The organism is Paeniglutamicibacter sp. (assembly GCF_046714615.1).
Lineage (GTDB): Bacteria > Actinomycetota > Actinomycetes > Actinomycetales > Micrococcaceae > Paeniglutamicibacter.
In genome coordinates, this window is the sequence record NZ_JBKKAP010000151.1 from 32342 (window position 1) to 52006 (window position 19665).

Below are 19665 nucleotides of genomic sequence, written 5' to 3' on the forward strand. Positions count from 1 at the left end.
CCTTCCATGGCTGCAAGATCGCAGCGTTCAAATTGCCGCACGGGTGCGGCGCCATCGTCGCTGCAACGGAGCAGCTTTCAGTTGCTGCTTGGGATGCAGCGCTGATTTATCGGGACTCTACCACTGGGTCTTGACCCCTATCCCGGCGGTGGCGTCCAGCTGCAGCTCCCCGCCCACCGGCAGACCCGTAAATCCGGCCCGGATGGAATCGATGAAGTGCTTGGCCCTGATGGTCAGCTGGGTGGACCCGTTGCGCTCGAGCTGCAGACGGCCCTTGGTGACCAGGATTCCCAGGTCTGCACCCTTCCAGCGGTAGTCGCCGGGGCCGTAGATGCGCAAGAAGAACGCCTCTGACTCGTTTTGCAGCATGTGCCAGTCCATGGCCGGGCGGCTGAAGACCAGGGCGCCGTTGGCGTCCAGGTAGTACTGGCCGGTTGCCGGGGTGGCAGTGAGCAGCTCGACGGTCTCGGAGGTCTCCTTGATGATCATCTGGCTCCACACGTCGGCTCCCGAGAGGGCCTCCCAGCGCGCGTTGATCTCGTCGACGTCCAGCTCGAATTCCACATCCATGTACTCAAGCAGGTGGAAGAGGAACAGCGGCACGTCGGCGTAGGCCCCGGCGGTCACGTTGGTGATGGCCGATGCCCCGGAGATGCGCGGGTTCAGTTCGCCCAGGTAGACCTCGTCGGTGTCGGTGTCAACGAGCACGTCGACCTCGAAGAAGCCGCGGTAGCCTTCCTTGTCAAGGCGGTCGCCCATGCGCTTGACCAGGTCGGTGGCCAGCGCGCGCTGGCGGTCGGTCAGCACGTCCGGGTGCATTTCATTCCCGCACCAGCCGCCCTTGTAGGGGGTCAGGTCGTTGTGGCCGGCCAGCTCGGTGAGGAACGGTCCGACCAGGGTACCCGAGCGCGTGAGCACTGCCTCGACGGCCACCGGCAGGTTGTTGATCCGGCGCATCACCTTGATTTCCTCATCGATGATCTCGGCGCTGTGCTTGTCCCAGTCGGCCTCGTTGTTGATGAAGAACGTGGTCTTGCCCGAGTCCCCGTACGGCGTCTGGACGACCAGCTGCTCGCCGAGCCCGGCCTTGTCGGCCGCCGAGCGCAGGGCCTTCCAATCGGAACCCTTGGTCAGGACGTTCGGGACCGAGGGTACGCCGGCCTCGTTGCCCAGGCGGGTGGTGACGATCTTGGAATCCAACCGGGAGCGAAGTTCCGCCGGCGGCAGGATCAAGTCGTAGCCCAGCTCGTCGCAGATCTGCTCGGTTTCCTCATCGAAGAAGACCATGGCGACCTTGGGGCGAACGCCCGGGCGCAGGTCCTTGGTCATGCGGGCGCGGACCTCGGCGTTGAGCAGCAGACAGTTGTTGATTTCCTCGCCCGAACCGAATTCGCGGTAGGGCTTGTGCACGGGGGTGAAGACCCGCGGGTGTGCACCGTCCCAGGCGTCGTAGTAGCTGATGTAGGTGAAGTTCCGGACCCAGCGGTCCAGGCCCAGCAGGTTGAACGGGGTTGCGCCGAAGAAGAAGATCGGCACGTCGTTGGTGCGGAAAAAGTGGCGGACCTCGGAGATGTTTCGCAGCGTGTGCAGGACGGTGTCGCACGGCACGGTGGAGGCGAAGGCGGCATCGGTGCCGATGGTGGCCTCGGGTGCTTCCGGGCCGGTCGGGGTGGCGCGCGGCATCGGGTCTGCAACGTGGGCGGCAACCTGTGCGGCGGTGGCCGCGGAGTCCGGCCTTGCCTCGGTTGCGGTCTTGGCTGCAGGGGTCGCGTTCGTCGCCGGGATGGTCCGCGCAGTGGTGGTCGCGATGGCGCTCTCGTCCTTGGATGCGGTCTTGGCTTCAGTGTTGCCGGTGTCCTTGGAGGTCGGCAACGCGTTCGCTGCCAATGGCTTTTCCGCGGCTTGGGCGGGCTTTTGCTCGGCGGTGGTCTTGGGCGCGGCTTCGGCGGTCTTCACGGCCGGGGCCGGTGCCGAAGCGACGGAAGCTGCAGTGGTAGCCACAGGCTTTGTGGTTGTGGACCTTGTCTCGATGGTGGACTTGGCTGCTGCAGGGGTGGTCTTGGGTGCCGTAGCGGTGGCTTTTGCGGTCGGGGACGACGTCGTTGCCGTTCCGACGGACTTGGTTGCGGCGTCGGTCGTCTTCGTAGCAGTCTTCGCGGCAGGGGTCTGGGTGGCGGTGGCCGACTTTGCCGCGGTTGCGGTCTTGGTCGCAATCGGTGTCGCGGCAGGAGCTGCGGCCGCTGCGGTCCGGGAAGTAGTGGTCTCGGGCGTCTTCGCTGCCGTCTTGGCGGCGGTGTCCGGGGTCGTTGTGGTTGTCGCAGACTTTGCGGCAGTGGCCTTCACAGTGGTTGCGGGCTTGGCTGCGGCGGTCTTTGCTGCCGGTGCCGTGAGGGCTGCCGGGGCGGTTCGGGAAGATGCAGCGGCCGGTTTTTCCGTCGCGATCTTGGCTGGCTTTGAGGCGGTGGCTTGGGCCGACGAAGCGGTTCGGCTCGTGGCCTTTGCGGGTGCAGGCTGAACGGTTGCGGTCTTTGCCGTGGTGGTGTCAGCTGCGGTCTTTGCAGGCTTCGTGGCAGTGGCCTGCGCTGATGGAACAGTCGTGGTGCTCGCGGCTGCCGACTTTGATGCCGTTGGCGCCGCTGCGGCGGATTTCACGGCTACTGCCGGGGCGGCTTTTTTATCAACCGAGTTTTTGTCGGTCGTCGGTTTGGCCACCGCCTTGGTGAGCTGACTTGGCTGGCCGATCTTCTTACCGGTCTTGTTCGCGTGTGCGGTCATTGTCCAACTCCTTTCATCGGGAAAATAGCCGAATCCTGCGAAGGCGGGCGATTCCGGTTGCCGGCTTCCCGTGGATTCCGTGTCTTACGGAGTGCACTGGAAGCCCGGCAAACAAGGTCATGGCCGCCTCCCCCTGACCGTCCTGCAGCGGGCGCTGCCGATCGACCTCGTGGGATTCTTCATTTCCATCTGCGTGGTCCCGCAAACGTAGTGGGGGCAGGTGAACGACGCATAAACGGCAGGTGTTCGCGTCGTGCGGCACGCTTCGGATGGGATGGGAAAGTGCCTCTGCGAGTGCGGGTCAGAGTCCCTGTCGGCGCCCGGGAGAAGGAGGAAATATGCCCACCAACCGACAGCGATTGGGATCTGCAGATCATGAAGCGACATGGTGTGATGTGGGTTACCGAAGAGTTTATTTTCGGGTGCTGCGGGGCTCCTTCTGCCCGTGCCTGAAGGGGCGTCGGCCGCTGCGTTCGGCACCGCAGATGAATTTTTAGTGGAGGCTGAAAGATTTCTGAATGTTACCTGGGTCATATTGTGGGACAATCTCGAAAATGGCATGGTGTGAAATGGCCCTGCCGAAAATGGTAGCGATGCTGTCCTTTATGTCATCTAGGTGGTTCAACCCGGAACGGCGTCCCGGGCGTATCTGTGCCTATCGGGATCCGGAATATGTGCACCACTTGCAAAAAGGGTTCCGAACATCAGAAATTGACTTGAGTGGCGTTCGGCATCAACCCGGGTGGTCGTCGCCGGAGCGTCCCGGTAACCCGCGCAACAGGCCAAGCCCGTATCGGTGTGGTCGGCGTCTGCTGCCTTGGGCTCCCTAGCGACCTTCTTGGAGTTCGGCGAGGAGAAGTCGGGGATGCGCGACGGCGTCGGTGATGCCAACGTATGCGTGGGTGATCGTGCCCTCGGTTACGACCAGGGTGCTGCGTACATGGAGCTTTTCGCCAGCGAACTCGAAGGCCGGCAAGTCCAATGCGGTGGCGAGGGCGAATCCGGGATCCGAGAGCAGCGGGTAGGGCAGGTGCAGGCGCCCGACCGCCTCGCGCTGGTACTCGGTGTCCTGGCTGGAGAGTCCGTAGATGCGGAATCCGCTGGCAGCATAGTCCGCGGCCAGATCGCGGAACTCGCACGATTCGGGCGTGCACCCCTTGGCGCCGGGGACCAGCGACCACTCGGGCGGCTCGATGCGGTCGGGCCTGCCGGTCCGCGGGTAGATGAACAACACGAACGACCCGGTGGCGAAGTCCTCCGGCGTCATCCTCGTGCCCGTGGTGGCCGACAGCTAGACAAATGGGAAGGGTCGCCCGACAAGTTGTTTGGCTGCGGTTTCCCGGGGGTGTCCATTTCATCAGTTTCCCATGTCGGACCCGTGTTTCGGCAGGACTCTTGGGGAAAGTGATTTTTCGGTTTTGGTCTGGTCAGATCCAACGCCCGCTCCTAGACTGGCCACAGTCGTAACCGGCTGACGAGGACTTGCCCACCTGTGCAGCATCGGCGTTCCCCACGTCGAGGCGAAACGCCGGCCATTCACGGCTCCAGCCCGGGCCCCCTTCCGTTCCAGGGCCGCCGGGCCGGATGTCACTGTCCAAACAGATGCGAGGAGCGAACATGACCAACGTTGGAACACTGCACCCCTTGAGTTCCCCGACGGTGAAGCTGGAGCGGCTCTTCGGCGTGCCGGAGGTCGAGGTCTTCGCGAAGCTGGACCTCCTCCAGCTCTCGGGAAGCACCAAGGAACGCACTGCCCACAGTCTCATCGAATCGCTCATGGCGTCCGGCCGGCTCGAGCCCGGGGGCCTCATCGTGGAATCGACCTCCGGGAACCTCGGCATCGCGCTGGCCAGGCAATCCGTGGTCCGCGGGATTGGATTCGTGGCGGTCGTCGACGAGAACGCCAACCGATCGGCGCTTGAGATCATGCGCGCTTACGGGGCGAGGATCGAGCTGGTGCCGACCCCTCCCGACGGCAACAAGCTGGCCGCACGGCGCCAAAGGGTCCAAAGGCTGTTGGGCGAGAATCCCGGGGCCGTGACCACCAACCAATACGGATCGCCTGACAACCCGGACGCGCATTTCACCACGACGATGCCCGAGTTCATGGAAGCGGTGGACGGACGGCTGGACATGCTGTTCGTGGCCACCAGCACCACGGGCACGCTTCTGGGCTGCCAACGGTATCTGCGCCAACACCACTTGGAGACCAAGCTGGTGGCGGTGGATGCTGTTGGATCGGTGTTGTTCGGCGGGGAAGAGGGCCTGCGGCGCTTCCCCGGGTTGGGTGCGGGCATCGTCCCGGAGCTGGCCCTGCAGGCGGACCCCGACGTCGTGTGTCGGGTCGAGGAAATCGACATGGTCCGGGGCTGCCGCAAGCTGGCCAAGCGCGAGGGGATCCTCGCGGGCGCCTCGACGGGCGCCATCGTTGCTGCGATGGAGCGGCAACTGCCGGGGATCGAGGAAGGCTCGCGCATCGGATTCCTGGTCCACGATTCGGGGGTGCCCTACCTGCACACCGTTTACGACGACGATTGGGTCCGCGGCAACCTCGGCTCCGAACCGGAGTCCGACATCGTTCCCGGGGTGCTGGGCACCAGTCCCCGATGACGCGCGTGGCGTTCATCGGGGGAGGACCCAAGTGCCTGTTTGCCTTGCTCGAACTCCGGGACAGGTGTCCCGACGCGGCGGCCGAAGGTCTGGGCATCGATGTTTTCGACCCCTATCCGCCCGGTGCCGGCAGGGTCTGGCAGGAGGGTCAGTCGACGGCGTTGCGGCTCAATGTTTCCGCGGGCATCGTCGACGCCGGGCCGGCTTCGGCCCCGGAGACCTTCGCACGATGGGTAGCACGGGTCGAGCCGCGTTGCAGCACGCAGCGGTATCCGCCGCGGGTCGTGGTCGGCAGGTACCTGAACGAGCAGTTCCGGCACCTGGCCGAGGCCGCTCGCTTCGGCCTGACCCACATCCCGGCCCGGGTTACGGGCGTGGAGCGCGCCGGGGCGCAATGGGAGGTCTTCAGCGATGTCGGTTCCGGGCTCTATGACGAGGTCGTGCTCGCGACCGGACATGGGTTACCGGGAGATGCACCCGGGAAGCCACTCGAAGCGGCATGCAATGCGAGCCCGCTCATCGGGGAGTACCTGCCGCTGGGCGAGGAAAGCATCCCGGCAGGCAGCCGGGTCCTGGTCCGGGGTGCGGCCTTGACCGCCTACGATGCGGTCTTGCTGCTGACCGAGGGCCGCGGCGGACGGTGGGTCGAGGCCGCAGACCACGTCTCCGGGGTGCCCGCGCTGCGTTACATCCCCGGTGGCCGGGAACCGGACAGGATCACCATGGCCTCCCGGAGCACCCTGCCCATGGTTCCCAAGCCGGATGAGGTGCCGGAAAACATCCGTTCGTGCATCGATACGCATCGGCAACGGGTCCTTGACTGGGGCCGCGGCCTCGAATGCCGCCCGGCGGGCGATGGCGCCGCGTACACCGGCCTGTTCAGGATCCTGCTTTCCTGCGCCGTCGAGTGCGCGGTGCTGTGCGGGGCTCCGGTCACGCCCCTGGCCCTGTGGCGCACGGCCCTGACCGGGCGCTCGGAGGATGGGCAGGACGCCGGATCGGCCGCGGAAAACATCCGCCGCAGCATCGTGGTGAACCATCTGCAGGAGCCTCCGACCACGCAGTGGTTGTGGGCACGGGTGTGGTCGGGCCTGTATCCGGAGGTGGTGCAGGCCGTCTCGCGGGTGCGCTGGCGGCCAGCGCAAGCGAGGTTGTTCCAGTGCGTGTCCCGACAGCTGGAGCGCATGGCCTTCGGTCCTCCCGAAGGCACGGCGCTGAAGCTATTGGCACTCTTCGACTGCGGCCTGCTGGACCAAGGCACCTTCCCGCCGCGGCTGCCGTGGGGCACGGTGCTGATCGACGCCGTCACCCCGTCTGGCGGCGTGCTGGCCTCCGCGGCACCGGCCGGCCGGGCCATGTCAGCTGTCATAGGCGGCCTGCTCGCGGCCGGAGAGGTGCTGGTGCGCGAGGGGGAGCGAGGTCTGTTGACCGATGCGGACGGAACCTGCATCGATGCAAACGGCAACCGGAACGAATCCCTGGCCGCGCTCGGCCGTCCCACCGAGGGCCCAACGCTGGGCCACGACACCCTGAACCGCACGCTGCATTCCGAACCCCGTCGCTGGGCCCAGCGCATCGTGCGACAACGAATGCCACAACACCTTGGAGATCGCTCATGAAACCCCTGATGCACGGCACCGCACCGCTGACCGCGCGCCTTGAACCCTGGATGGAGCGGCTGCTCGCGGACGCCGCACAATGCCGGGAACTGATCGAGACGTTCGGATCCCCGGCCAATGTCCACGATTTCTCCTCGCTGGGCAGCAATGTCGGGCAGTTGCGCGAGGCGGCTGCCCGGCACGCGGTGGATTTCCAGGTGTATCTGGCGCGCAAGGCCAACAAGACCATCGGTGCCATGGACGCCGCGGTGGCTGCCGGATGCGGGATCGACGTTGCCAGCTTCCACGAACTCGACCAGTGCCTGCGCCGGGGCGTGGACCCGGGGCGAATCATTGTCACGGCTGCCGTCAAATCGCCGGCACTGCTCCGGCTTGCCGTGGAAAACGACGTGGTGGTGAGCCTGGACAACCGGGACGAGGCCGAGGATCTGCGGGAAGTCGCCGTGTCCTGCGGGGTGCGGGCCCGAGTCGCCCTGCGCCTGGCCTCGGACAACGCCCTGCTGCCGCCCACCCGCTTTGGCCTGCGGGCCGCCCACTGGCTCGAATACCTGGCCGGGCAGCAGGACCCCGCGCAGTTTCAGGTCGTGGGGATCCACTTCCATCTCGGCGGCTACAGCGCCGAGCATCGTGCCCTTGTGCTGGTGGAGTCCGTGGACCTGGCCGATGCCTTGGTGGACCTGGGGCATGCTCCCGGCTTCATCGACATGGGTGGTGGCATCCCGATGTCCTATCTGGACAGCGCTGCCCAATGGACCGAGTTCTGGGAAGCGCTCGCCGAGCAACCCTCCGGGGCGGAGCAAATCACCTGGAAATTCGATTCGCTCGGGGCCTTCGGCAAGGAACCGAGCGCGGGTGTCTATCCCTACCACCAGAGCCCGGTCCGCGGGGAATGGCTGGATGCGATCCTTGCCGCCCGACCCTCCGGAAGAGGACGCAACATCGCGGAGCTGTTGGTCGAGCGCAATATCCAGCTGCGCTGCGAACCGGGGCGTTCCCTGTTGGACGGGTGCGGCCTGACGCTGGCCACGGTCGCGTTTGGGAAGGAACGCAGCGACGGCGTGCCGTTGCTGGGGCTTCACATGAACAGGACCCAGTGCCGTTCGACCTCGGCCGACTTCCTGCTCGACCCGATCCTCATCCACACGGCCGAACCACGGCGCCCGCGCAAACCGTTTAGCGGCTTCCTGGTGGGCGCCTACTGCATCGAGGAAGAACTGATCCTGCGCCGGAGGTTTGAGTTCCCGCTGGGGGCCGCCCCGAACGACGTCATGGCTTTTCCCAACACCGCGGGCTATCTCATGCACATCGTGGAGAGCGCCTCGCACCAATTGCCGCTGGCTGTCAACGTGCTCTGGGACGGGGACGCCTGGGTTCCCGATGAGATCGAGGATAAAGTGCTGCGAGTCTGAGGCGTGCGGGGCGGCGCGTCAGTGAGGGGAGGTCCCCGGGAGCCCGGCGTTCAGGTCTTGCAGCGCCCTTCGCGCCCGGCGCCATTGCACGGTCTTGGACACCGCGAAGGTGACCAGGGTAGTGAGGACCCCGAGGGCACCGCCGATCCAGGAACCGAAGATCAGGGCCAAACCGCGCAGGTCCAGGCCCCTGCCCTCGGAAAGTCCGGGGACGTAGGGAGGCGGGAACAGCGTGCCCACGAGCAGACCGGCGAAGTATCCGTACACGATCGAGGCGGTGGTGCCCAGGACCAGATACAGCCCCGGGGCCCTGGCGCCGCCACGCACATGCACCAGGATGCCAATGGCCGCCAACGGCAGTGCGGCCGCGAGGGCGAGCACCCAAAAGGCAACAAGCTCGAAGTCGTTGTAGTCCATGGCTGCCGATGACCGTCCGTTGCTGGCAATGAAACAACAAGTCTAGCGGCAGGGCTGCGCCGTGGACCCGTGGCGGCGGAACGGTGAAGCTGTGCTTCAAGCCCGGTCAGCGGACCGGCAGGGACCGGCGGATGACGATGTCGCCGTAGGAGGTGCGGCCGGTGACCTGCAGGATGTCGGTCGGCTCGTCGGTTCCCGGGGCGGAGTCGGTGGTGGTGAGGTGGTTGCGGACGGCGCCGTGGCTGGTTTCCAGATCCAGCCAGGCCGCGCTGCCCTCGCGCACCCCGAGTTCCAGCTCGCCGTAGGAGCTGCGCATGTCGATGGCCCCGCGCACGACGTCGTGGATGCGCACCGTCCCGTATGCGGTCTTGGCCACGACGGTTGCCAGGGCGCGGTCGATCTCGATGTCGCCGTAGGAGGAGGCGACCCGCAGGTCCCCGGTGGCCAGACCCACGAACGTGCCGTGCTGGGAGCTCTTGATCGCGGCGGTGCCGTCGACCTGCCCCACGCGGACCTTCCCGCCGCGGATGTCGGTGTGCCCGGTGCCGCGGTTGAGGGTGACGTCGCCGTAACTGGTCCGCAGCCGCAGGTCCTCGCCCGCCTCGACGGCGATGTCCCCGTAGGAGGTCTTGAGCGTCGATGGTCCCAGCGCCCCCTCGGTGCGGATGGCCCCGTACGCGGTGGTGCCCTGGATTTTCGATCCGCGGGGGAGACGGACGAGCAGGTCAATGGAGCTGCCGCTGCTGAACCACGAATAGACGCGCGGGGACTTGGGCTGGACGATGTCCAGCCGGTCGCCGGTGAATTCGACGAGCGTGGACTCGGCCGAGCGGACGTCGGCGGCCTTGGCGGGGTTGGACGGATCCACCTGCACGGTGAGGGTCTCGCCGTCGCCGGCCAGGATGCGGATGTTGCCCATGGACAGGTCGATGGAGGCGGTGACCTGGCCGGTGGGCTGGAAGGTGTACATGGCGTTGTCCTAACTGACCCAGCCGGTGAAGCGATGGCCGGAATTCCTCTGGCGCTGCGCGGAGGCGCCGGGCGGGGTGTTGAGTGTGGCCGAGACGGCGCGCACCAGCCACGTGTTGACCGAAAGCTGTTCGCGGGCCGCTGCCGCCTCGACCTGGGCCTTGATGCCTTCGGGAAGCCGCAGGGTCAGGCGCGCGGTCGCGGATTCGGTGTCCTCGGCCTGCTCCCGAAGCGACGGCCCGGCGGGGACGGCTGCACCTTCGGCGGCAGGGGCCGGCGAGGAGGACTCAGGAACGGTGACGACGAATTCCGGGCCGGCTCCGCGCAGCCGCACATCGACCGAGCCGGGCGCCAGCTCGGTGGTGATTTCTGCGGCGGCGTCCGAAAGCACTTCGAGCAGCAGCAGGCGCACCGAGGCATCGAGGGTCGGAGCCAGCCGCTCGGCGATCTCCTGGGCCTCGGAACCAGAGGCCTGGGCGGCGGCCGAAAGCTGGTTCTGCAGGTTCTTGACGTAACGGGAGATGTTCACGATGTCAGAATGACACCACGGTGACGTCATGTCAATGGCGTGAGTTGGCCCAGCGACTGCACTATGGGGCCGCCCCCGGTCGCGCCTCGATGCGCGGGAATGTGGCGAGAAAGTCGGTTCCCCCTGCGGTGGCGAATGACGGATTCCGGCGCGCCTGGTGAAGACTGAGGGAACCCGTTTACGAAAGAAGGCAACAAATGATCAATCTCAAGCAGGACACCGACGGCAACGTCCGGATGAGCCGACACTTCCCCGCCAAGCTCACCATCTCCATCACGTTCACCGACGGGACCCAGGAAGAGGTCACCGGCAGCCGGATGAACGAAATCTATGACGCGGCCCTGGCCGAATTCCGCCTGCAGAACAAGATGGATGCGAAGGGCTTCAAGCGCATGCCGGAGAAGGCCATTCACCGCAAGAATGTCGTCGGGTTCGTTCCGGTCAAGCCGGGCCTGAACAACTAGCCGAGGACTTCACGACCCCTCGGCCCAAGCCTTTACGGCAGGTCGAGGGACACCACGGCCATGAAGCCGCGGCCAATGATGCGCGGGGAGTCTTCCTCGCCGCCGATCACGGTGTCGCGCAGCTCAAGTGGTTCTTCCGATTCTTCGCGCAGCACGGTGGCCTTTCCCTGCAGCAGTACGCCGAATTGGGCGCCGAAAAGGTGCTGTTCGCGTTTCTTGGACAGCTCCACGATGCGCACGTTGCCACGCACCGCACCGGCGCGCGTGATCAGGTTCAATGCCAGCACGTCTCCCGTGGGCAGGGCGGCGGCAACGGCGCTGCCGCCGGAGAACCTCAGCGGACGAAGTGCCTCCACCGCGTGGGCCGACCCGTCGATGGTGAGTTCGAGCAGCTCGCCGGCGATCACCGTGAGCGTTCGGTCGAAGCCGTCGTAGGGCGTGAATTCCCCGGCGGCTTCGATGGAGGCCACGCTCAGGCGCCAATCCCACTCGGTGCCTTCGGCCGGCAAGAGGGTCGCGTCGGTGCCCAGCTTTCCGGCGGCGATTTCCCGGATTTCCCCGTGGGCCCACTTCCGCTTGGTGGAGTCGGCCAGGTGCAAGATGGTTCCGGCTGCCAGGGAGCGGTTCGTTGTCGTCATGAAAAGAAGTCTAGTGGGAGGCCTGGAAATGCCGCGTCCGGCCCGCGGTCGGTGCGGTTAGGTGAACGCGCCGAGGAGCACCACGACGCCCATGATGGCCAGCGCTCCCGATGAGACCCGTTCGAGCCAGATGCCCACGGTCGGGCTCTTGAACCAGGCCATGGCCCTGGCCGCGATCGCGGTCAGCACCATCAGGTAGGCGAAGCCCATGGTCGCGAAGATGGCTCCAAGGAGCAACGCCGAGCCCAGCATGTTGGATCCGGCAGGAATAAACGGCGGCATCAATGCCAGGAACAACAGCCCGAGTTTCGGGTTCAGTGCCGCAGAGAGGGCACCCGCCCTCGCCGATTGCACCAGCGTGAATTCGGTTTCAGCCGCTGCCACTTTCCTGGTCGTGGTGCGGGCTGTCGCCGCTGACGCGCCGGCCAGGAAACGGGCCTTGATCAGCGATCCGAGGCCGAGGTAGAGCAGGTAGGCTCCGCCGACGATGGCGATGCCCTGGTGGATGGCCGGGTAGGTCTGCAAGAGGGCTGCAACGCCCAGGCCCGCCAGTGCCGCCCAACCCATGATCGAGACCATCATGCCCAGTGCGGCGGCGACCCCGTTGCGCGGACGGTTCAGGGCGTAGCGCAGCAGCAGGAAGGTGTCGGGTCCGGGGGCCAGCACCACGACAAGTGCGACCCCGGCGAAGCCAAGGAGAGACGAAGAAGGCATGGAAACCATTATCTGGGGCCGCTGCCCGTGCATGCCAATTTGACGTGGCGCTTGGGCTGCCGCTCGGGTTGGTGGAAGGCGCCGTGGACGAGGCGAGCAAGCGCGTCGGAAAGGCAACCAAAGCGGGCGGGCCAGGTCAACGAATTCTTGACCTGGTCCCGCCCATCGAGGAGCCGATGCCGTTATGGCTCGGCGGGCTCCAGCGAAACCACGGCCACGAAGCCGCGGCCACTGATGGAGGGCGTCGATTCCCCGCCGCCCACGATCGTGTCGTAGCGTTCCAGGGCCCCGGCTTGTTTCCCGCCCACCAGCACCTTGGCCTGGCCCTGGAGAAGGACGCCGAGCCTGCCGCCGGTGAGTTGCAGGGGGTGCTCCGGTGACAGTTCCACGATGGCAACATGCCCGGTCACCGTTCCGGTGCGGGCGATCAAGTTTAAGTCCCTGATCGGTCCGTCGGGCAGCGTCGCACTGGTGGCGGACCCGCCGTCGAAGCCCAACGGACTGTACTTTTCCAGCCGCCGTTCGATCCCGTCGATGCTCATCATCAGGCCCTCGCCCTCGATGACGGTCAGGATCCGGCTCATCCCGACAAAGGCGGAGAAGTTCCCTGGGCTGTCGACATCGGCAATGCTCAGACGCCAGTCCCAATCGTCCCCTGAGGTTGCTTCCGGGATTCCGGAGCGATTCAGCCGTCCCGAAGCGATCTGCCGGGTCACCCCGCCGCCATTGCGCCAAGGGGCGTGCCGAAGTCCGGAATAGGCAATGACGGTGCCGGGGGAAAGGTCACGGTTCTGTGCAGTGCCCACGATCTGACCTGAGGTGGAACGGGAAATGGACATCAGGCCAGCGGTACGTCGGCCACGGAGTTGGCAGCGGCCAGCAGCGAACCGTCGGCAACCAGCTGGAAGACGGCCTCGATCTCGGGGGAGATGAAGCGATCGGTACCAGGACCCTCGACTCGGGTGCGGATGACCTCGCGCACCGCGGTGATCACCGGCGAGGATTTGGATGACTCCAGGCCTCCGTCGCGCATGTCCAGTGCGCGGGCGCTGGTGAGCAGCTCGATGGCCAGCACGCGGGCCAGGCCGTCGATGCCCTTGCGCAGCTTCAGTCCCGCGTGCCAGCCCATCGAGACGTGGTCTTCCTGCATGGCGGAGGACGGGATCGAGTCAACCGAGGCCGGGACTGCCAGGCGCTTGAGCTCGGAAACGATGCCGGCGGCGGTGTACTGGGCGATCATGTGACCGGAGTCCACCCCGGGGTCGTCTGCCAGGAAGGCGTTGAGCCCGTGGTTGCGGGACTTGTCCAGGAACCTGTCGGTGCGGCGCTCGGAGATGGAGGCCAGGTCGGCCACGGCAATGGCCAGGAAGTCCAGCACGTAGCCGATGGGGGCGCCGTGGAAGTTGCCGTTGGACTCGACCCGCCCGTCGAGGGTGACCACCGGGTTGTCGATGGCCGAGGCCAGCTCGATGGCAGCCACGGATTCGGCGTGCGCCAGGGTCGCGCGCACCGCGCCGTGCACCTGCGGGGCGCAGCGCAGCGAGTAGGCGTCCTGCACGCGGGTGAACTTGTGGGAGCCGTCCTTTTGCTCCTCGATCAGGGTCGAGCCTGCAAGTACCGTGCGCATGTTCGCCGCCGAGTCGCGCTGGCCCGGGTGCGGACGCAGCGCGTGCAGGTCCTGCGCGAAGACCGCGTCGGTGCCCAGCAGCCCCTCGATGCTCATGGCTGCCGAGAGGTCGGCGATGCTGACCAACGCATGCAGGTCGGCCGCCGCCATGAGCAGCATGCCGAGCATCCCGTCGGTGCCGTTGACCAGCGCCAGCCCTTCCTTCTCGGCCAGGACCACCGGGGTGATGCCTGCTGCGGTAAGTGCCTCGGCGGCGTCCATGGCGGTGCCCGCGGCGTCGCGAACCGGTCCCTCGCCCATCAGGGCCAGGGCGGCGTGCGAGAGCGGGGCCAGGTCCCCGGAGCAACCCAGCGAGCCGTACTCGCCGATGACCGGGGTGATCCCGGCATTGAGGATTTCGGCGTAGGTGGTTGCCACGATCGGGCGGACCCCGGTGCGCCCGGTGGCCAGGGTGGAGATGCGGTTGAGCATCAGCGCACGGACCACCTCACGCGGCACCTCGGCGCCGGAGGATGCAGCGTGCGAGCGGATCAGCGAGCGCTGCAGCTGGGCGCGCAGCTCGATCGGGATCTGCTTGGTGGCCAGTGCACCGAAGCCGGTGGAGACGCCGTAGTGCGGGACGCTGTCGCTGACCAGTGCGTCGATCACGGCGCGGGAGGACTCGATGGCGGCCAGGGCCTCGGCGCCCAGTTCCACCTGCGCACCGTGGCGTGCAACGGCTACGACGTCCTCGGGCTTCAACGCGCCGGTTGAAATGGTGATGCTGGCATTCATGGGTTTTTCCTTCTGAAAGGTGGAATTTCCGAGGTGTCATGTGAGCCGGATCTCGCAAACACTTGCCAAGGGATGAAATTAGCGTTTCAATAAGTGAAACGCATCATCGGCTCCGGGGCAAGCCCCCAGGGCGTCGAATTTCGTCCGAGGGCGCCAAATAGCACCCAAAGGCAAGTGTTTCAGACACCGAATCACCTAGATGGAGGAAAACCGTGGCAGAACCGGCAACCCGAACCGTGGAACGAGCCCTGCAGCTGCTGGGCGCAGTCTGCGATGCCGGGGCGGTATCGCTGGCCGAAGTCTCCCGCGAGACCGAACTTTCGGCCTCCACGGCCCTGCGCCTGCTGCGGACCCTGGAAAACAGCGGCTTCGTGCGCAAGGACACGGACGGCGAATACCGGCCCGGCCTGCGCCTGGTGCAGCTCGGCGCCCAGGCGCTGAGCCACGAGTCGCTGATCCACCTGGCTGCACCGGCACTTCAGCGATTGGTCGACGCGACCGGCGAATCAGCCTACCTTTCGGTGCGTGGCCACCAGGGCACGGGCAACGACCACGCCGTGTACCTGGCCATCGCCGAGGGCACACACTCGGTGCGCCACGCCTCGTGGGTGGGCCGCAGCGTTCCCCTGGAGGGATCCAGCCTGGGCGTCGTGTTCGCCGGAAAGACCCCGGAAGCCGGGTACGTGGTTTCCGACAAGGGAGTCGAGGCCGACGTCACGGCAATCGCCGCGCCCCTGCGGCAGCTCGGGGCAGCCGGCGCTGCGGTGGACGGCGGACCCGTGGCCGCGATATCCGTGGTGGCCCCCAGCTACCGGATGAACGCGGCGGAAATCGAGCGCATCGGGCAACTGGTCGCCGCCGAGGCCCGCGCTCTTCTGGGCGCGGGCCTCGGGAACTAGCCCGACTCCCACGTCACCTGCACATCGAATGACCCCCCCCAACGACAACCCACAGGGCACCACCAGTTTGAGCATCACCGACAAGGAGAACCAGTCCATGAGCTTCACCCAGCACGATCCGTCCCGCGTTATCCGCGCTCCGCGCGGCACCAAGCTGACCGCCAAGTCCTGGGCCACCGAGGCCCCGCTGCGCATGCTGATGAACAACCTTGACCCGGAGGTCGCCGAGCGCCCCGAGGACCTGGTCGTCTACGGCGGCACCGGTCGCGCCGCCCGATCCTGGGAGGCCTACGACGCGATCATCAAGACGCTGACGGACCTGGAGGAGGACGAGACGCTGCTGATCCAGTCGGGCAAGCCGGTCGGTGTTTTCCGCACCAACAAGTGGGCGCCGCGCGTATTGATCGCCAACTCCAACCTGGTGGGGGACTGGGCCACCTGGCCCGAGTTCCGCAAGCTCGAGGCCGAGGGCCTGATGATGTACGGGCAGATGACCGCCGGCTCCTGGATCTACATCGGCACCCAGGGCATCCTGCAGGGCACCTATGAGACCTTCGCCGCGATCGGCGCCAAGCGCTTCGGCGGCACGCTGGCCAACACCTTGACGCTGACCGGCGGGTGCGGCGGCATGGGCGGTGCCCAGCCGCTGGCAGTCACGCTTAACGGCGGCGCGGTGCTGATCGTTGACGTTTCCGAGGAGCGCCTGCGCCGCCGCGAATCCAAGCGCTACCTCGACGAGGTGGAACTGGATCTGGATGCGGCACTGGCCAAGGTCGCCGCAGCCAAGAACGAGGGCCGCGCGCTCTCGGTGGGCTACGTCGGCAACGCCGCCGAGGTCTTCCCCGAGCTGCTGCGTCGCCAAAAGGCGGGCACCGTGGCCTTCGACATCATCACCGACCAGACCAGCGCGCACGATCCGCTGTCCTACCTGCCGGTGGAATACACCCTGGAGCAGTGGGACACCGAGGCCAAGGCCGACGCCGATGGCTTCACGAAAAAGGCCCAGGCCTCGATGGCCGCCCACGTCGAGGCGATGGTCGGCTTCCAGGACATCGGCGCCGAGGTCTTTGACTACGGCAACTCCATCCGTGACGAGGCCCGCCAGGGCGGCTACAACCGCGCCTTCGAATTCCCCGGCTTCGTACCGGCCTACATCCGCCCGCTCTTCTGCGAGGGCCTTGGCCCATTCCGCTGGGTGGCACTCTCAGGTGACCCGGAGGACATCCGCGTCACCGACGAGGCGCTGAAGGAACTCTTCCCGGAAAACGAGCACCTGCACCGCTGGCTCAATGCGGCCCAGGAGCACGTCGAATTCGAGGGCCTGCCGGCCCGCATCTGCTGGCTGGGCTACGGCGACCGCGCCAAGGCCGGTGTGCTGTTCAACAAGCTGGTCGCCGAGGGCAAGGTTTCGGCCCCCATCGTGATCGGCCGCGACCACCTGGACTCCGGTTCCGTGGCCTCGCCCTACCGCGAGACAGAGGCCATGAAGGATGGCTCGGACGCGATCGCCGACTGGCCGCTGCTCAACGCCCTGACTGCCACCAGCTCCGGGGCCACCTGGGTCTCGATCCACCACGGCGGCGGGGTCGGCATCGGCCGCTCCATCCACGCCGGACAGGTCTCGGTCGCGGACGGTTCGGAGCTGGCGGCCGCCAAGCTTCAGGCGCTGCTGACCAACGACCCGGGCATGGGCGTGATCCGCCACGTTGATGCCGGCTATGAGCGTGCCATCGAGGTCGCGCACGAGCGCGGCGTGCGCATCCCGATGTCGGAATGACCGGGTGCGGGTAAGGTTGCCCGCACCGCCTCCCCACGCCTCCTGCCGAAAGAAGATGACCCACTCTTGAGCACCGTAAACTCCCTCCTTGCCGCCATCAACGACATTGGCCCAGACGCCGTGCGCGGGGGCTATTCGCGCCCCGTGTACGGCTCGGCGGAGATCACGCTGCGCGAGTGGTTTGTCGCGGAAGCCGAATCCCGTTCCCTGGAGGTCTCCACCGATGCCAACGGCATCATCTGGGCCTGGTGGGACCTGCCCGGCTCGGCCCGGGATGCCGCTTCGCGCCGCGGGGCGCTGGTCACCGGATCCCACTTGGACTCGGTGCCCGGCGGCGGGGCCTTCGACGGCCCGCTCGGGGTGGCCAGCGCGCTGGCGGCCTTCGACGTGCTGGCGGCACGCGAGGCCTCCGGCGACCTGCAGCGCAACAGGGCCCTGGCCTTGGCCGTCTTCCCCGAGGAGGAGGGCTCCCGCTTCGGCGTGGCCTGCCTGGGCTCGCGGCTGCTCACCGGCGCGATCGACCCGGCGAAGGCGCTGAACCTGCGCGATGCACAGGGCAACACCTTCGCCGACGTCGCCGCGGCCAACGGGCTGGACCCCGCGCTGATGGGCAGGGACGAGGCGACGCTGGCTAGAATCGGCGACTTCATCGAACTGCACGTGGAGCAGGGCCGCGGGCTGAACACCGAGGAACACACCGACGCAGCGGGCCGCGGACCCGCCGTGGCCATCGGCAACTCCATCCTGGGCCACGGACGCTGGCGGCTGAGTTTTGCCGGGCAAGGCAACCATGCGGGCACCACGCTGATGGTGGACCGGGCCGATCCCATGATCGCCGCGGCCCAGCTCGTGGTGAAGGTCCGCGAGGTCGCGCGTGCGCAGGCCGATGCCCGGGCCACCGTGGGCAGGCTCGAACCTGTCCCCGGCGGGACGAACGTGATTGCCTCCAGGGTCGACCTCTGGCTGGATGTGCGCCACCCCGACGATGCGGTAACGGCGATGCTGGTGGAAAAGATCCACGGCCAGGCCCAAAGGATCGCCGCCTTCGAGGGCTGCACCGTGGTGCTCACCGAGGAATCCCTCTCCGGAACCGTGAACTTCGATCCCGCACTGACCCGCGCGCTGGCCAAATCCGTGCACCGGCTGATCCCGGCGGCCCCCTTGCTGCCCACCGGGGCCGGACACGATGCGGGCGTGCTGGCCGCGGAGGTTCCCTCCGGCATGATCTACGTGCGCAACCCCTCGGGCATCAGCCACTCGCCGGAGGAATACGTGGAGCACGATGACGCCGATGCTGGCGTCGCCGCACTCGCCGACGTCTTGGAGGACCTGCTGTGAGCACGCAAGAGACCACCGGAACCAACACGGTAAAGGTTCCCGCGCCGATCAACGCGCACTCCCACGCCTTCCACCGGATCCTGCGCGGCCGCACCCACGAGGGCGCAGACGGGGGAGTCGGCACCTTCTGGACCTGGCGCGAGCACATGTACGCGGCTGCCCACTCGCTGACCCCCGCCGGGTACCAGCAGCTGGCAACCGCGGTCTTCGCGGAGATGGTGGCCACCGGCTACAGCGCCGTGGGCGAGTTCCACTACCTGCACCACCGGAACGACGGCACGCCCTATGGGGCCCACGGCATGGACACCGAGCCGCACGCCATGGAGCTGGCCCTGGGCCGCGCCGCCCTGGCCGCAGGCATCCGCCTGGTGCTGCTGGACACCTGCTACCTGCAGGGCGGCCTGGCCGCCGACGGGTCGGTGCTGGAACTCGATGAGACCCAGCGACGCTTCAGCGACGGCACCGCCGCCGGGTGGCTCGAACGCCACGGGCGCCTGGCCGCGGCGCTGAAGGAACTCGATGCGGGCGCCGGGCTGCTCACCCTGGGGGCGGCCATCCATTCGGTGCGCGCACTGGCTCCCGCCGACCTCGAGCACATTGCCTCCCGGCTGGACCCCACGCTGCCGCTGCACGTGCACCTTTCCGAGCAGCCGGCCGAAAACCACGCCTGCCACGCGGCCTACGGGCTGAGCCCCACCGGGTTGCTGGAGCGCTCGGGACTGGTGGATTCACGACTCTCGGCGGTGCACGCCACGCACCTGAGCGATGCCGACATCGCGGCGCTGGGCGCCGGAGGTGCCGGCATCGTCATGTGCCCCACCACGGAGGCCGACCTGGGCGACGGTATCGGACCCGCCAGGGAACTTGCCGACGCCGGCGCGCACATCGCCCTGGGCAGCGACCAGCACGCGGTGCTCGACCCCTACCTCGAGCAGCGCGCCCTGGAGCATGCCGAACGCCTGCGCAGCGGGAAACGCGGACGGTTCTCGCCCACGGAGATCTCCGCCGCCGCCCGGGAGGGCGGGCTGCGGTCCCTGGGGCTTGCCGACAACGACGACTTCCTGGTGGTGCGCACCGATTAGGTGCGCCCCGCCGGCGAGCGGCCC

General features: G+C 67.1%; 18 protein-coding genes. 9 read left to right on the forward strand and 9 right to left on the reverse strand.

Features of this window, described 5'->3' with window-relative positions:
• Nucleotides 1-117 precede the first annotated feature (117 nt).
• The gene (locus ACLQ7E_RS18350; RefSeq protein WP_411734017.1) at nucleotides 118-2001 is read right to left on the reverse strand and encodes a biotin carboxylase; all 1884 of its coding nucleotides are present in this window, start codon (nucleotides 1999-2001) and stop codon (nucleotides 118-120) included.
• On the opposite strand from ACLQ7E_RS18350, the gene ACLQ7E_RS18355 reads away from it, so the two are divergent.
• Complete coding sequence (locus ACLQ7E_RS18355) at nucleotides 1991-2515, forward strand: hypothetical protein (protein WP_411734018.1); 525 nt, start codon at nucleotides 1991-1993, stop codon at nucleotides 2513-2515. The genes ACLQ7E_RS18350 and ACLQ7E_RS18355 overlap by 11 nt on opposite strands.
• Before the next feature lie 1086 nt (nucleotides 2516-3601).
• On the opposite strand, the gene ACLQ7E_RS18360 is transcribed toward ACLQ7E_RS18355, so the two are convergent.
• Nucleotides 3602-4066 (reverse strand): peroxiredoxin, encoded by a 465-nt coding sequence (locus ACLQ7E_RS18360; protein WP_411734035.1) that lies wholly within the window; start codon nucleotides 4064-4066, stop codon nucleotides 3602-3604.
• 326 nt (nucleotides 4067-4392) lie between these two features.
• Between ACLQ7E_RS18360 and ACLQ7E_RS18365 the strand changes: the two genes are divergently transcribed.
• Genes ACLQ7E_RS18365 through ACLQ7E_RS18375 form a run of 3 tightly spaced genes read left to right on the forward strand, consistent with a single transcriptional unit; the run spans nucleotide 4393 to nucleotide 8413 of the window.
• Nucleotides 4393-5385, forward strand: coding sequence for a pyridoxal-phosphate dependent enzyme (locus tag ACLQ7E_RS18365; protein ID WP_411734019.1), 993 nt, complete (start codon nucleotides 4393-4395; stop codon nucleotides 5383-5385).
• Complete coding sequence (locus ACLQ7E_RS18370; RefSeq protein ID WP_411734020.1) at nucleotides 5382-7004, forward strand: FAD/NAD(P)-binding protein; 1623 nt, start codon at nucleotides 5382-5384, stop codon at nucleotides 7002-7004. The genes ACLQ7E_RS18365 and ACLQ7E_RS18370 overlap by 4 nt, the downstream gene beginning before the upstream one ends.
• A complete protein-coding gene (locus tag ACLQ7E_RS18375; protein ID WP_411734021.1) occupies nucleotides 7001-8413 on the forward strand; it encodes an alanine racemase in 1413 nt (470 codons plus the stop codon). Before ACLQ7E_RS18370 ends, ACLQ7E_RS18375 begins: the two co-directional genes overlap by 4 nt.
• An 18-nt stretch (nucleotides 8414-8431) precedes the next feature.
• Here the strand turns inward: ACLQ7E_RS18375 and ACLQ7E_RS18380 are convergent, their stop codons facing one another.
• The 3 genes from ACLQ7E_RS18380 to ACLQ7E_RS18390 all read right to left on the reverse strand — a co-directional run bounded on the left by ACLQ7E_RS18380 (nucleotide 8432) and on the right by ACLQ7E_RS18390 (nucleotide 10328).
• Nucleotides 8432-8830 carry a hypothetical protein gene (locus ACLQ7E_RS18380; protein WP_411734023.1) on the reverse strand — a complete coding sequence of 133 codons (399 nt, stop codon included), beginning with the start codon at nucleotides 8828-8830 and terminating at the stop codon, nucleotides 8432-8434.
• A 106-nt stretch (nucleotides 8831-8936) separates the two neighbouring features.
• Complete coding sequence (locus tag ACLQ7E_RS18385; RefSeq protein ID WP_411734024.1) at nucleotides 8937-9800, reverse strand: DUF4097 family beta strand repeat-containing protein; 864 nt, start codon at nucleotides 9798-9800, stop codon at nucleotides 8937-8939.
• Between the two features lie 9 nt (nucleotides 9801-9809).
• Complete coding sequence (locus ACLQ7E_RS18390; protein WP_411734025.1) at nucleotides 9810-10328, reverse strand: toxin-antitoxin system HicB family antitoxin; 519 nt, start codon at nucleotides 10326-10328, stop codon at nucleotides 9810-9812.
• 197 nt (nucleotides 10329-10525) lie between these two features.
• Here ACLQ7E_RS18390 and ACLQ7E_RS18395 point away from each other — a divergent pair, with 197 nt between their 5' ends.
• Nucleotides 10526-10792: a hypothetical protein gene (locus tag ACLQ7E_RS18395; RefSeq protein WP_411734026.1), complete on the forward strand. Its 267-nt coding sequence runs from the start codon at nucleotides 10526-10528 to the stop codon at nucleotides 10790-10792.
• A gap of 32 nt (nucleotides 10793-10824) precedes the next feature.
• Here the strand turns inward: ACLQ7E_RS18395 and ACLQ7E_RS18400 are convergent, their stop codons facing one another.
• The 4 genes from ACLQ7E_RS18400 to hutH form a co-directional block, all read right to left on the reverse strand.
• The gene (locus tag ACLQ7E_RS18400; RefSeq protein ID WP_411734027.1) at nucleotides 10825-11430 is read right to left on the reverse strand and encodes a HutD family protein; all 606 of its coding nucleotides are present in this window, start codon (nucleotides 11428-11430) and stop codon (nucleotides 10825-10827) included.
• Nucleotides 11431-11487: 57 nt separating this feature from the next.
• Nucleotides 11488-12144: a LysE family translocator gene (locus ACLQ7E_RS18405; RefSeq protein WP_411734028.1), complete on the reverse strand. Its 657-nt coding sequence runs from the start codon at nucleotides 12142-12144 to the stop codon at nucleotides 11488-11490.
• A gap of 182 nt (nucleotides 12145-12326) precedes the next feature.
• The gene (locus ACLQ7E_RS18410) at nucleotides 12327-12950 is read right to left on the reverse strand and encodes a HutD family protein (protein WP_411734029.1); all 624 of its coding nucleotides are present in this window, start codon (nucleotides 12948-12950) and stop codon (nucleotides 12327-12329) included.
• A 32-nt stretch (nucleotides 12951-12982) separates the two neighbouring features.
• Nucleotides 12983-14545, reverse strand: a complete 1563-nt coding sequence (gene hutH, locus ACLQ7E_RS18415) for a histidine ammonia-lyase (protein WP_411734030.1) — start codon at nucleotides 14543-14545, stop codon at nucleotides 12983-12985.
• Between the two features lie 212 nt (nucleotides 14546-14757).
• On the opposite strand from hutH, the gene ACLQ7E_RS18420 reads away from it, so the two are divergent.
• From ACLQ7E_RS18420 to ACLQ7E_RS18435, 4 genes are all read left to right on the forward strand, one after another.
• Complete coding sequence (locus tag ACLQ7E_RS18420) at nucleotides 14758-15444, forward strand: IclR family transcriptional regulator (RefSeq protein WP_411734031.1); 687 nt, start codon at nucleotides 14758-14760, stop codon at nucleotides 15442-15444.
• A 97-nt stretch (nucleotides 15445-15541) separates the two neighbouring features.
• Nucleotides 15542-17221, forward strand: a complete 1680-nt coding sequence (gene hutU / locus ACLQ7E_RS18425) for a urocanate hydratase (protein ID WP_411734036.1) — start codon at nucleotides 15542-15544, stop codon at nucleotides 17219-17221.
• A gap of 66 nt (nucleotides 17222-17287) precedes the next feature.
• Nucleotides 17288-18559 carry an allantoate amidohydrolase gene (locus ACLQ7E_RS18430; protein ID WP_411734032.1) on the forward strand — a complete coding sequence of 424 codons (1272 nt, stop codon included), beginning with the start codon at nucleotides 17288-17290 and terminating at the stop codon, nucleotides 18557-18559.
• A complete protein-coding gene (locus ACLQ7E_RS18435; protein ID WP_411734033.1) occupies nucleotides 18556-19641 on the forward strand; it encodes a formimidoylglutamate deiminase in 1086 nt (361 codons plus the stop codon). Before ACLQ7E_RS18430 ends, ACLQ7E_RS18435 begins: the two co-directional genes overlap by 4 nt.
• Nucleotides 19642-19665: the final 24 nt, after the last annotated feature.

Bases quoted from the DNA above. Each gene is read 5' to 3' on its own strand.
- ACLQ7E_RS18375 (WP_411734021.1), top strand. From the start codon at position 7,001: ATGAAACCCCTGATGCACGGCACCGCACCGCTGACCGCGCGCCTTGAA.
- ACLQ7E_RS18405 (WP_411734028.1), bottom strand. From the start codon at position 12,144: ATGCCTTCTTCGTCTCTCCTTGGCTTCGCCGGGGTCGCACTTGTCGTG.
- ACLQ7E_RS18365 (WP_411734019.1), top strand. From the start codon at position 4,393: ATGACCAACGTTGGAACACTGCACCCCTTGAGTTCCCCGACGGTGAAG.
- hutU (WP_411734036.1), top strand. From the start codon at position 15,542: ATGAGCTTCACCCAGCACGATCCGTCCCGCGTTATCCGCGCTCCGCGC.
- ACLQ7E_RS18380 (WP_411734023.1), bottom strand. From the start codon at position 8,830: ATGGACTACAACGACTTCGAGCTTGTTGCCTTTTGGGTGCTCGCCCTC.
- ACLQ7E_RS18395 (WP_411734026.1), top strand. From the start codon at position 10,526: ATGATCAATCTCAAGCAGGACACCGACGGCAACGTCCGGATGAGCCGA.
- ACLQ7E_RS18370 (WP_411734020.1), top strand. From the start codon at position 5,382: ATGACGCGCGTGGCGTTCATCGGGGGAGGACCCAAGTGCCTGTTTGCC.
- hutH (WP_411734030.1), bottom strand. From the start codon at position 14,545: ATGAATGCCAGCATCACCATTTCAACCGGCGCGTTGAAGCCCGAGGAC.
- ACLQ7E_RS18385 (WP_411734024.1), bottom strand. From the start codon at position 9,800: ATGTACACCTTCCAGCCCACCGGCCAGGTCACCGCCTCCATCGACCTG.
- ACLQ7E_RS18400 (WP_411734027.1), bottom strand. From the start codon at position 11,430: ATGACGACAACGAACCGCTCCCTGGCAGCCGGAACCATCTTGCACCTG.